This is a genomic window from Gracilibacillus alcaliphilus, assembly GCF_016909015.1.
Classification (GTDB): Bacteria; Bacillota; Bacilli; order Bacillales; family Amphibacillaceae; genus Gracilibacillus; species Gracilibacillus alcaliphilus.
In genome coordinates, this window is record NZ_JAFBFA010000024.1 from 24,728 (window position 1) to 37,216 (window position 12,489).

10 protein-coding genes are annotated in these 12,489 nt (G+C 38.0%); all 10 read left to right on the top strand.

Features of this window, described 5'->3' with window-relative positions; all coding sequences use genetic code 11:
* The first annotated feature begins 2 nt into the window (after positions 1 to 2).
* The 10 genes from JOD18_RS15980 (at position 3) to JOD18_RS16025 (ending at position 12,426) form a co-directional block, all read left to right on the top strand.
* A complete protein-coding gene (locus tag JOD18_RS15980; RefSeq protein ID WP_204670133.1) occupies positions 3 to 1,136 on the top strand; it encodes a DUF1648 domain-containing protein in 1,134 nt (377 codons plus the stop codon).
* A gap of 124 nt (positions 1,137 to 1,260) precedes the next feature.
* Positions 1,261 to 2,061: a CPBP family intramembrane glutamic endopeptidase gene (locus tag JOD18_RS15985; protein ID WP_204670134.1), complete on the top strand. Its 801-nt coding sequence runs from the start codon at positions 1,261 to 1,263 to the stop codon at positions 2,059 to 2,061.
* A 530-nt stretch (positions 2,062 to 2,591) separates the two neighbouring features.
* Entirely contained in the window at positions 2,592 to 4,028 is a 1,437-nt protein-coding gene (locus JOD18_RS15990; protein ID WP_204670135.1) for a SulP family inorganic anion transporter, read from the top strand.
* Between the two features lie 45 nt (positions 4,029 to 4,073).
* Positions 4,074 to 4,490: a universal stress protein gene (locus JOD18_RS15995; RefSeq protein WP_204670136.1), complete on the top strand. Its 417-nt coding sequence runs from the start codon at positions 4,074 to 4,076 to the stop codon at positions 4,488 to 4,490.
* A gap of 222 nt (positions 4,491 to 4,712) precedes the next feature.
* Positions 4,713 to 6,257 carry a response regulator transcription factor gene (locus JOD18_RS16000; RefSeq protein WP_204670137.1) on the top strand — a complete coding sequence of 515 codons (1,545 nt, stop codon included), beginning with the start codon at positions 4,713 to 4,715 and terminating at the stop codon, positions 6,255 to 6,257.
* A 10-nt stretch (positions 6,258 to 6,267) separates the two neighbouring features.
* Positions 6,268 to 7,992 (top strand): sensor histidine kinase, encoded by a 1,725-nt coding sequence (locus tag JOD18_RS16005; protein WP_204670138.1) that lies wholly within the window; start codon positions 6,268 to 6,270, stop codon positions 7,990 to 7,992.
* Positions 7,993 to 8,223: 231 nt separating this feature from the next.
* On the top strand, positions 8,224 to 9,900 hold the full coding sequence (locus JOD18_RS16010) for an extracellular solute-binding protein (protein ID WP_204670139.1): 1,677 nt from the start codon (positions 8,224 to 8,226) through the stop codon (positions 9,898 to 9,900).
* Positions 9,901 to 10,024: 124 nt separating this feature from the next.
* Entirely contained in the window at positions 10,025 to 10,879 is an 855-nt protein-coding gene (locus JOD18_RS16015; protein WP_204670180.1) for an ABC transporter permease, read from the top strand.
* A gap of 13 nt (positions 10,880 to 10,892) precedes the next feature.
* Complete coding sequence (locus JOD18_RS16020) at positions 10,893 to 11,786, top strand: carbohydrate ABC transporter permease (RefSeq protein WP_204670140.1); 894 nt, start codon at positions 10,893 to 10,895, stop codon at positions 11,784 to 11,786.
* Positions 11,787 to 11,805: 19 nt separating this feature from the next.
* Positions 11,806 to 12,426, top strand: a complete 621-nt coding sequence (locus tag JOD18_RS16025) for a DUF624 domain-containing protein (protein ID WP_204670141.1) — start codon at positions 11,806 to 11,808, stop codon at positions 12,424 to 12,426.
* Positions 12,427 to 12,489: the final 63 nt, after the last annotated feature.

Sequence of the window (12,489 nt, forward strand, 5' to 3'; positions counted from 1 at the left end):
CGATGGATCAGATCATTTGGATTTCAATTATTTTATTCATACCTGTTTTTATTATTTTGATTGGTATGCCGTATTGGACACGACGGACAGAGAGTTTTGGAGTTTCCATTCCCTCTGATGTCTATGAAGATGAAAAACTAAAGAAAATGCGAAAACAATATGCTTCGTCTATGACTATTTTTAGTTTGGTTACGTTATTTATTTTTTATTTTATCGTAGGAAAATATGCTCCGAACGATGAAGAAGCAATGGGGATTGTATTATCAACAACCACAATTGGTTTTTTGATTATTTCATTTTTAATCTATTTGGCGTTTCATAAACAAATGAAGCAACTCAAACAGAAGGAGAAATGGAATAAACAAAGACAACAAAAAGTTGTACTGCAAACCAATTTTTATCAACAAAAATTAATTCATTCTAATTACTGGTTTTTAATCGCTTTTGCTATAGTAGCTGTCACACTATTTATTACTTTTACACAGTATGGGAGAATTCCTGAACGGGTTCCAATGCAATATGATTTCTCTGGCAAGATTACCAATTGGACAGAAAGGTCATATCGATCTGTTTTGATCATGCCGATGACACAAATCTATATGATTGCTTTATTCATGTTTATTAATTGGATGATTGGAAGATCCAAACAACAGCTGAATGCTCAAAATCCTGATGGGTCGATAGAACAAAACATTATTTTTCGCAGAAGATGGTCGTTTTTCCTAATTGCTAGTGGAATCTTGCTTACCGTTCTTTTTAGTGTCATCCAGCTATCATTTATTTATTCGATTTTAACAACTCTTGTGATTGTGATTTCGTTAATGATTTCTGCAATCATGATTATTGGTGCGATTGTACTTGCCATTACAACTGGGCAGGGCGGAAGTCGTGTGAAACATGTAAGAACGACAGATAATACAGTGGTAAATCAAACAGACGGTACAGTGGTAAATCGTGAGGACGATCACTATTGGAAACTTGGTCAATTTTATTTTAATCGAGACGATCCCTCCTTGTTCTTAGAAAAACGTTTTGGAGTGGGCTGGACAATAAATTTAGCAAATCCGCTTGCTTGGATCATTTTAATCGGAATTATTGTAATAGCTGCTGGTATTCCAATATTGCTAAGTAGATAGGTGAGGAAAAAATGGAAGTTTTTGCAGAGATAAATGGACCTCGCCTAATATATGTTCTTCTGTAATAGGATAAAAGAAACAAAGATACATCATTTAATGACTTCCAAAATATAGGGGGCTGCTTATGACAAAGCAAAAAAGTATTAAAGGACTATTCATTTATTTTTTGATTGGGAGCATTGCAATGTTTCCCTTATATCTTCTGGCACAATCGACACTATCGACAAATCCGACCGAATTAGAGCAAAGGAGGGAAATGATGGGGATTTCAGGATCTCCTGAAATGTTAGCCTTGCTCTCTTTAATTCCCAATTATATCTTAATAATAATTGCTCTTGTTATAGGATTTTTCACTGCTCATAAAGTTGGTTTAAAATCTGTGATTATTCACCCGAATACTAGAGAAAAGTCAAAGTCAGAGTGGATAACAGGTATTAAACTAGCTATCATACTCGGTTTGATTGCAGGAGTTGTTATAAGAGGAATCGATTATCTTTTATTACCGTTCTTACCAGATGGTATAACAGAACTATTACAACCTTATCATGCATTAGAATTTATAGCAGCTATACTCTACGGAGGGATTGTGGAGGAACTATTAATGCGTTTTGGGTTTATGAGCTTGTTGGTTTTTATTTTTTGGAAACTATTTGATCGAAAATCAGCAAAACCTTCGAGCTGGGTCTTTATCCTTGCCATATTCGTTAGCACATTATTATTTGGATTAGGTCACTATAGCGGAACTGCAAGTGTGACAGAAATGACCGGATTAATCTGGTTTCGAATGATCTTCTTGAATGGTTTTGCCGGCTTGTTCTTTGGTTGGATTTATTGGAAGCACAATCTAGAACTTGCCATGCTTGCCCATATGTTTACTCATATTTCCATGAATTTACTAATGTTGATTGTCACCTTTTTTATGTAAAATAAATGCGATGAAAATACATTTTGCAACTTTGCATGTATAAAATGTATCTATATGAGGAGGTAGACAGGAAAGGAGGCGGTTATATCATTGAAAAAAATCAATTGGATATACTGCCCAATTTGTAGTGCAAAAAACAAAATATATATTGATTTTAATTATCGTATTAATATTTGAGAGAGAAGAAATATATTATTGAGAAATGGGAAGAAGAGGGGAGTGTCACTATATTAGATAGTAACGATTTCTCTGTAAAGCGTTAGATTCCTATTGATCAAGGATATTTAATCGATTTTGTTGTGAAACTATAGTCTTTTCGATAAGTAGACGACTAGACACATGGATAGACTATTCATTTATGCACCTGTTTATGCTAATATAAATAGATGGTTAAAAACAGCGTTGAAGGGGACTGGTAAAGGCCAGTCTCCTTATTTGTCTATCAGTTAGGGACACAAACCGCTGCTGATAGGAATTTCTATTGATGGTGAGAAGTAAGAGGATGAATACATAAGAAACAGAGGTGCAAGATGAACATAGCAAGTATAAAACAAGACTGGTTTGGTAATATCAAAGGGGATGTATTAGCGGGAATTGTCGTGGCATTAGCTTTGATTCCGGAGGCAATAGCCTTCTCGATTATTGCAGGTGTAGATCCAATGGTTGGCTTGTACGCTTCCTTTAGCATGGCGGTTGTTATTGCGTTTGTGGGCGGACGACCTGCAATGATTTCCGCTGCGACAGGGGCGATGTCGTTATTAATGATTACTCTGGTGGCTGAACATGGTTTGCAGTATTTATTAGCTGCCACGATTTTGACAGGAATCATTCAAATTATTTTTGGAGTATGTAAACTGGCGGCGTTGATGAAGTTTGTTCCAAGATCGGTAATGAGCGGTTTTGTGAATGCCTTAGGTATCCTTATTTTTACAGCCCAGCTTATCCATTTTCAAGGACAAGGCTGGCTGATGTACCTTATCGTCGGTCTGACACTGGCAATTATCTATATTCTGCCGCGATTTACCAAGGCAGTACCGTCTACATTGGTTGCCATTGTAACAATGACGATTGTGGTGATTGCTTTGGGTGTGGATATGAAATCAGTAGGGGATATGGGCAATCTGAGTTCTGAACTGCCGGTATTCTTATTTCCGGATATTCCTTTGACTTGGGAGACACTGGCGATTATTTTTCCTTATTCTTTATCATTGGCCATTGTTGGTTTATTGGAATCACTGTTAACAGCAAATGTGCTGGATGATATGACAGATACGGAAAGTGACAAGAATAGAGAAAGCCGCGGGCAGGGAATTGCCAATATTGTTACAGGCTTTTTTGGCGGAATGGCAGGCTGCGCCATGATTGGTCAATCAATTATTAATGTAAAATCTGGCGGCCGCGGCAGGCTCTCTACACTGGTAGCAGGTGTATTTCTTATTGTTCTTATTTTTGTACTCGGTGATATTGTGGTGCAAATTCCAATGGCGGCATTGGTAGGTGTGATGATTATGGTGGCGATCAGTACATTTGATTGGACCTCAGTCACCAATCTGCACCGTGTACCAAAAACAGATGCCCTTGTGATGCTAACAACAGTTGGAACGGTTTTAGTTACGCATAATTTATCATTAGGTGTGCTGATAGGTGTTCTATTGAGCGCTGTCTTCTTTGCAGCCAAGATATCAAAAGTCAGGGTATCCACTCGTTTCGAAAATAATCAAAGAAGAAAAATATATCAGATCGAAGGACAAATCTTTTTTGCCTCGGCAGATGATTTGCTAGATAAGTTTGATTGGAATGAGCCATTAGATGAGGTCGTGATTGATTTAAGCCATGCTCATTTATGGGATGATTCTGCCATCGGAGCGCTGGACAAAATGGAATCGAAATTTGCACGAAATCATGTTAAAGTAAGCTATATAGGATTGAACGAAGAAAGTAAACAATTACAGCAGCGAATGAGGTAAATCAACACACCAGGTGAATAACCTGAATGAAAAGGGGTGGAACGAATGTATAAAAAGGTATTGTTGGCTGCAGATGGGTCTGATCATTCCATTCGTGCAGCTTCTCATGCTGTCCAAATCGCCAAAATAGCGAACGGTAAGATTGACATAATCTTTGCTATTGATGATAAAACATCCAAAGAGGAAGTGCTGCATAATGTGGACAGCCATATGATTAAACAAGAAAGAGAACAAAAGCTTGCACCAGTTGTTGACATCTTAGAGGAAAATCAGCTGGCTTATCAAATGCATATCATTCACGGTGACCCTGGCCCTGAAATTGTTCGTTTTGCCAATCAGCATGAATATGACATTGTGATAATTGGCAGCAGGGGGCTTAACCAATTTCAGACCATGATTCTAGGGAGTGTTAGTCACAAGGTTGCCAAACGGGTACAATGTCCGGTTTTAATTGTGAAATAGTCCTTCTTGATTATGGTGTAATTATCTAGAAAACTTTTAACCTTTCGTTTAAGAATGATCGAAAAGGTTATAGAATCCGACACCTTAAGGGTTTGCTAACGATTGGGCAGGAAGGAAATACAAGTCCCATACGCCCGTAACCTTGCTTCTATAGGAGGGGACGGGTGTTAAATGGCTGGATAAGTTGCATATCTAATGGATAAGTAATCAAGGGGGATAACGATGTATCGAATTTTAATTGTAGATGATGAAAAAGACGAAAGAAATGTCATTCGGTTTCTGTTAAATAAATATCAATTTCCTTTTGACATAATGGAGGCAGACAACGGAAAATCTGCTCTCGAATTATTAGAAGGGGAGTCTATCGATGTACTAATTACGGATGTAAAAATGCCTTTTGTTGATGGAATGGAATTAGCAGCTAGAGTCAGGGCGTTATCTTCACATGTAGAGATTGTTTTCTTTAGCGGTCATGATGATTTTACTTATGTAAAGAAAGCGTTAACATTAAGAGCTGACAACTATATTTTAAAACCAGTCAAACCAGGCGAGTTCAAAGAAACAATCGAAAAAGTATTAGAACATATCAAGGTGTATGAACAAGAACTGGAAGAGAAAGAGGCCAATAAAGATTTTATGAAGAAACATATCTTGTATCAGGTATTAAATCAAACACCAATAGAAGTATTGGAAAAGGATTATGCCTATGTGGATTTTTCTTTCTTGGATGACTATAACCGCATGATCCTTATTCATTCTGATCAGTCTTTCTGGGATACACTATCAGAGGAAGAAAATATCAGGCTGGATGAGAAAATAAGTAAGGTCATTTCTAATTCCAGGTACGACCTGATCAATTTGAATCCGAGTCAAGTCATCTTACTCTTTAAGGATGACTGCAACCGATTAATTGCTTATCGTCAATTAGCCAGTGATATTTGGCAGCAATTACATCAAGTATATCGAATCGGCTGCTTCTTCTCGGTAAGTGAAGAGATAAAAACAGGGGAGGATATCCTTAGCATATATAACAAGCTGGACAGATATCTTGACGATCGCTTCTTCCATCCTCATACCTATATTTATCCTGTGGATTCGCCAACGGTAGCTAGCCATGAATTAGGGGCAGAAGATGAACAGCTGATACAAGACATAGAACAGTCCATCCAGCAAATGGAGGAAGACAAACTAACAGAGGCAGTTCAGCGATTGATTCAAAAATATGAGCAGCAAGGCAGTACTTCCCATATCTATCTCCGCTTTTTATTCTCAAGGGTGCTTCAACTATTGTCTAAAATAGTACCGGAGTATAGTGACGGCAAAATCAACAAGGAAATTGAAAAGGTATATACCTTGCCGCATTTTGAGGATGTTCAACAATTGATATGGCAAGTACACCATAAGGCAGCACAAAAAATAAAAGAGGAAAAAAACTCATCCAAAGATAATATTCGTGTGGTTCAACAATATATTGCTGATCATATTTCGGAAGATTTAAGTTTAGATATTTTAGCCGAGAAAGCTTTTCTGTCTCCTGGTTATTTAAGTGATAAATTCAGGCAGGAAACAGGCTATGGGATTAATAAGTATATCAAAAATGTTCGCATGACAAAGACGAAAGAACTGCTGCGTGATACGAATAGGAAGGTGAATGACATTAGCAAAGCAGTGGGATATAACAGTGTTTCCTATTTTATCAAGAATTTTCGGGAGCATTATGGGATGAGTCCCAAGAAATATCGAGAAATGAACCAAGATAAAGGATGAAGCGAGGGAAATGAGCAGATTAAAGCAATGGTTTATTAACTTAAAATTTAGAAAAAAGATACTTTTCATCTGTGTGATTGCCAGTGGACTGCCTATGATGATGCTAGGCAGTATTTGGTATTATCAAGTGCAAGAGTTTCTTATTACACGTGAAAAGGAAAATCTGGCAGAAACGCTGAATCAATCGATACAGACGGCAGATTATAAGATTGATAATTACTTTAATTTTATTAATCAAATAGCTTGGAATGCCGAAATCAGGACAGGGCTTACCGCTGATTACAATAATAACTTTGAAATGTATCAGTTTTATACCGATACGCTTCATCCACAGTTATTTACTACTTTATCTTTACAATCGGATATTCAGTCATTGACAATTTATACGGATAACCAGATGCACCCTTACGGTCAATTCTTACGGCCGCTGACAGATATTGAGGATCGTGATTGGTTTAGTGGAATGGTGGAATCGAAGGAAGTTAATATGCTGGTGCCTGCTGAAGAGGAGTTTCTGAAGGTGCTGTATCGCATTTTTGATAGCAGCAGCAGGCCATTTCATAATGTTATCGAAATGAACATTGACAAGGAGCAATTTTTTGCTCCATTCACAGATTTATTTGAGGGAGATTATGGCCTTATTATTTTGGATAGCGAAGATAATCCAATATATATTCATACCAATTTTGCCAATGAGGCATTATACGAGCCTTTTTCCAATACAGAACAGATTAGAGAGTTAATCGCTGGTGACTTCGACAGGCAATTTGTCAGTGAACAGGCTGCATTATCTGCGTATCAGTGGACAGCTTACTTGTATCGGCCTATGTCTAATATTTCTTCTGCAACGTTTCCAATGAGGCTGACAGTGATTCTGGCTATTCTGCTTGCCGTAGTGGTGATGGTTTTGTCTATTTTCTTATTAGCAAGAGTAGTGGTGCGACCATTAGAGAAGCTGTCGAAGAATATGGGACAAGTCGAAAAAGGGGATCTATCAGTAACCATTCACAATAAAGGGACTGATGAGATTGGGAGCCTTATTCACCAATTCGGCCAGATGGTCTATCAGTTAAATCATATGATTAATCAAGTGTATAAGAGCAAGATTGCAGAACAAAAATATGAAATGAAGGCGCTGCAAGCACAAATTAATCCGCATTTTTTTTATAATAGTCTGTCTCTCATAAACAGTAAAGCAATTATGGCTGATCAAGAGGAAATCAGTCAGATGGCACAGCACTTATCGACCTTTTATCGAACGACATTGAATAAAGGAAAGAGTACGATCAAGGTGAAAAATGAGATAGACAACGTAAAATCTTATATTGATATTCAACGGTTAATGCATTCCAATTCTTTTGACGTAATCTATGATATCGATCAAGAGATCTTCGATTATTCGATGTTAAACCTGCTTTTGCAGCCTTTAATAGAAAATGCAATTGTGCATGGAATTGATCATAAATTGACAGAAGGAAAAGGAATCCTAGAATTGAAAGCCAAACAGGCAGACGGTCGATTAAAATTTGAGATAATCGATAATGGCAAGGGGATAGATCCTGCGACTTTAGCGACAATTCTTACGAAAAAAACAAAAGGTTATGGCGTCAAAAATGTACATGACCGCATTCAGCTCTACTATGGATCTGACTATGGTTTAAACTATCAAAGTGAGCTAAACAGCTGTACCAAGGTAACGCTGACTATACCGGTTATGTGTGAAGATGATTCGTAAGCAACAGGGTACTAGAACAAATTTAGCGTTGGGAGTCCACAAGTTTTGGCTTGTGGCTTTTTTCTTGGTAAGAAGCGTGTTATATGTAAGAAACAGCTAATAAATATTCCGGAAAAAGTTATATGAAAGTGGATTATTTTATATTTTAGATTGTTTATCTATCGATTAAAATAAACTTATCTGCAATCAATGGCCATGATTTGGAGAAAGAAAACATTAGGAGGAAAGAAAATGATAGCGAATTCATTTAAGAAATATAGTCTGCTATTTTTATTATTTATATTATTCGGGCTTCTAGCAGGTTGTGTACAGAGCTCCTCAGATGATGGAGAAACAACCACAGAAGATGGGAAGACAATTATCAATATTGGACGCATGACCTCGGCAAATCCTAAATTTCCTGAAGGTGATACGTATGAAGATAATGCCTATACACGTTTAGTAGAAGAAAAATTAGATGTGGAAATTCGTAATGCTTTTGAAGCAGAAGGTGAGGACTATGAAAGACAGGTTGCTTTAGCGATTTCTGCTGGTGATTTACCAGATATGATGGTTGTAGGTTCTCGCGATGAGTTACAAGATTTAGTCGATAATGATTTAGTGGAAGATTTGACAGATGTATATGAGGAAAATGCAAGCGATCACATTAGAGAAATTTACAATACTTATGATAATAAACCATTAACTGATGCAACTTTTGATGACCGTTTAATGGCCATTCCGTCCACAAATGGAGCTAATGCACCACAAATTGTCTGGGTTCGGTCGGACTGGCTCAAGGAATTGAATATAGAGCTAGATGCAGATGAGGATGGTGTCATTACATTAGATGAGTTAGCAGAAGTTGCCTCAGCCTTTGTCGAAAATGATCCTGGTGATTCTGGCAATCCAGTAGGTATACCAATGGCACCTTATTTGAATGCAGGGGACTATGGAGGATCAGCATTTACGATGAATTCGATTGCTGCCGTGTTTGACGGCCACCCGCGAAAACATTTAGTTGAAGAAGATGGAAGTGTAACATATGGTTCGACATCAGAAGGAACCAAAGAAGGACTGGCTGTATTACATGACTGGTTTGAGCAGGGTATCCTTGATCCGCAATTTGGCACAAGGTCGTTTGATGATATTTTAACTTTGCTTACCAATGGTCAGGCAGGTATTACAACAGGACCTTGGCATTTGCCGGACTGGGGGTTATCAACCGTTCGGGAAATGGATGGAGAGGCAGAATTTGCAGCATATGCATTAGGTGATGAGAATGGCATGGTTAATGTATTTAGAGAGGATCCAACTGGCTCTTTTGTTGTAATTCGGAAAGGGTATGAGCATCCGGAATTGGCCATACAAATGTTGAACCTGTTCTATGGTGAATTAGGCAATGAACCCGATATGGAGACCAAGTATCCTGAAATCGCTGAATATAATCAGCTAGGGGTAGATGGTACTGCCAGACCTATGAATATTGAAGTTTATCGTTCTGACAGTTCAATAGTAAATTACCAAGATGTGAAGTCAGTCATAGATGGAGAGATGTCTGTGGATGATATTATTTCAGCAGGATTAAGATCCAATACGACGTCTGTTTTAGAGTATCTAGAAGATCCTGAGAATGCAACAACAGCCAACTGGTCTACCTACCATTCACGGATGCTGGGCTGGGGCTTAATGAATAAATTGGCAGAGGAAGATCGATTTAATTGGATAGAGCCTGCTTATGTTGGTACGACACCAACGATGGAGCAAAAAGGAGCCAATTTATTAAAAATGGAAGAAGAAGACTTTATTAAGATAATAACTGGGGCAGAGCCGGTAGATTATTTTGATACCTTCGTAGAGAAATGGCACAGCCAAGGTGGAGATGACGAGGTCGCAGAAGTGGAAGAGGAATTGGCTAAACAAGAATAGGCAGTAAAAGAAGGGCTGATTTATCAGCCCTTCTGATTGGGAGGTATGCAAGGTGGAGGCAAATAATCAGCAGATACGAGAACGCAAGAAAGATGTAAAAAAGGAAAAAATCACATATCATGCTATGTTAATTCCCGGTATGATATTTCTGCTTATTTTTAATTTCACGCCAATGTTTGGCATTATTATGGCTTTTCAAGATTTCGTACCAGCAAGAGGTTTTTTTGGTTCAGAGTTTGTCGGATTGGATCATTTTAAGTATATGTTCAGCCTTCCTGATATAGGAAAGGTGTTTCGTAATACTATTGTAATTGCATTAGGGAAAATTATTTTTGGTTCATTATTGGCAATTGTATTTGCGATTTTATTAAATGAAATTCGGTTAAAATTTCTTAAAAAATCAGTTCAGACGATTGTATATTTACCACACTTTTTGTCATGGGTTGTTTTGGCAACGGTTGTTGTCAATTTATTTAATCTAGATGGAACCGTTAATCAGATTATGAGTTCTATAGGACTAGATAAAATCAATTTCCTCGGAAGTAATACATGGTTTCAGCCATTGTTAATCGGTTCCGATGTCTGGAAGGAATTCGGCTTTAATTCGGTTATTTATTTAGCGGCGATTGCCTCGGTTGATCCAGGGCTGCATGAAGCGGCAAGTATGGATGGAGCCAATTGGTGGAAGCGTGTTTGGCATATCACTTTGCCGGGGATGCTGCCAATCATTTTACTATTGGCTATTTTAAGCCTGCCAAGTGTTTTAGACGGCGGTTTTGATCAGGTGTATAACCTTTATTCGCCCGTTGTTTATGAAACCGGGGATACGATTGATACTTATGTCTATCGGGTGGGATTGATTGGACGTGATTATAGTTTTGGGGCAGCTGTCGGTTTGTTTAAATCAGTGATCGGCTTGATCCTCATCCTGTCTGCCAACAATATAGCCAAGAAATATACAGACAGAAAATTATTCTAGGAGGGGATTCAGGATGGTAGAAGGAAATACACTTTCCGGGAAACTCGGGAAATTTATCATCTATTTTATCGTTATTTCTTTGGGGTTAGTATGTCTATTACCCTTGTGGAATATCGTTGCCATATCCTTTAGCAGCGGGGAGGCAGTGGCAGCCAATTTAGTTGGACTGAAGCCGATCAACTTCTCGACAAGGGCTTACGAAATGATTATGGAGGATGCTCAGTTCTGGCGTTCTTTCGCTATATCTGTTCAGCGTGTGGTCTTAGCGCTTGCCCTTAACCTGATCTTGATTGTGTTAATGGCTTATCCATTATCTAAAACAAAGCAAAAGTTTAAGAGTAGGAATGTTTATATGAATATTATTATTTTTGCGATGTTATTTAATGGCGGTTTAATTCCAACTTTTATTGTGATTCGCAGTCTCAATCTATTAGATACGATTTGGGTATTAGTCTTGCCGGGAGCTGTGCCGATTTTTAGTGTGATTTTGATTATGAACTTTTTTGTCGGGGTACCGAAATCGCTGGAAGAAGCAGCTATTATTGATGGAGCCAGTCCGCTGCAAATTTTGATCAGGGTGTATATACCGGTTTCTTTACCAGCTTTGGCAACCGTAGCTTTATTTAGTATTGTAGGTGGCTGGAATGACTTTATGACAGGGCTGATTTATATGACTCAGGTCAGCAATTACCCAATTATGACCTATATTCAATCGCTTACGATTGATATCGCGGAGTTGGTAAGGTCAGGTGCCAATAGTGACGCTCTACAAAATATTGCAGAAGTCTCTAATCGCAACTTAAACGCTGCTAAAATCGTTGTTTCTACAATTCCGTTATTGGTCATTTATCCTTTTCTGCAAAAATATTTTGTAACAGGTATTGTTGTAGGATCAGTAAAAGAGTAATAGCAAGGAGGTGTTCAGAGTGGCAAGCATACTAGGATTAGATGGGCCTGTCTACCGCTTTTTAATGAGAGGGGTGGAACTAGCCTTATTGAATATATTATTTATTCTGTGCAGTGTTCCGCTGCTGACGATTGGGGCAGCTATTAGTGCCCTCTATACCGTCACATTAAAGATGGCCAGAGGAGAAGAAGGAAGTATTGTGCATGGGTTTTGGCAGGCGTTTAAAGCCAATTTTAAACAAAGTACCATCGTATGGGGAACGTTAGTTATTGTCGGTACTACCTTAGCGTTGAACTATATCTTATTACCGCTGTATACAGGACATTTGTCTGTGATTATTTTAATGGGATTAATCCTGTTCTCTGTTGTTGGTGCTGTTTATTTCGTATTCCTTTTTCCGTATATGGCTAGGTATACATGCACGATAAAAGAGGCATGTGGGAACGTCTTAAAATTAAGCTTGGCTAACCCATATCCGACCTTATTAATTAGCTGTCTTGTACTGGGGCCTGCTATTTTGGCACTGTTTTCGTCCTACTTCTTAGTGTTATGTTTGTATCTCTATACCTTTATCGGCTTTGCTTTAATTGCTTATATTAGTTCATTCATGATGCGAAACTTGTTTGAAAAATATGAATAATGGAGGTAATGATGTTACACAACAAAATCAAACGTTTTACTTTATGTATAGGCTGTTTCCTAA

Coding starts and splice junctions, on each gene's coding strand:
- JOD18_RS15980 (WP_204670133.1), top strand. CDS start 3: ATGGATCAGATCATTTGGATTTCAATTATTTTATTCATACCTGTTTTT.
- JOD18_RS15985 (WP_204670134.1), top strand. CDS start 1,261: ATGACAAAGCAAAAAAGTATTAAAGGACTATTCATTTATTTTTTGATT.
- JOD18_RS15990 (WP_204670135.1), top strand. CDS start 2,592: ATGAACATAGCAAGTATAAAACAAGACTGGTTTGGTAATATCAAAGGG.
- JOD18_RS15995 (WP_204670136.1), top strand. CDS start 4,074: ATGTATAAAAAGGTATTGTTGGCTGCAGATGGGTCTGATCATTCCATT.
- JOD18_RS16000 (WP_204670137.1), top strand. CDS start 4,713: ATGTATCGAATTTTAATTGTAGATGATGAAAAAGACGAAAGAAATGTC.
- JOD18_RS16005 (WP_204670138.1), top strand. CDS start 6,268: ATGAGCAGATTAAAGCAATGGTTTATTAACTTAAAATTTAGAAAAAAG.
- JOD18_RS16010 (WP_204670139.1), top strand. CDS start 8,224: ATGATAGCGAATTCATTTAAGAAATATAGTCTGCTATTTTTATTATTT.
- JOD18_RS16015 (WP_204670180.1), top strand. CDS start 10,025: ATGTTAATTCCCGGTATGATATTTCTGCTTATTTTTAATTTCACGCCA.
- JOD18_RS16020 (WP_204670140.1), top strand. CDS start 10,893: ATGGTAGAAGGAAATACACTTTCCGGGAAACTCGGGAAATTTATCATC.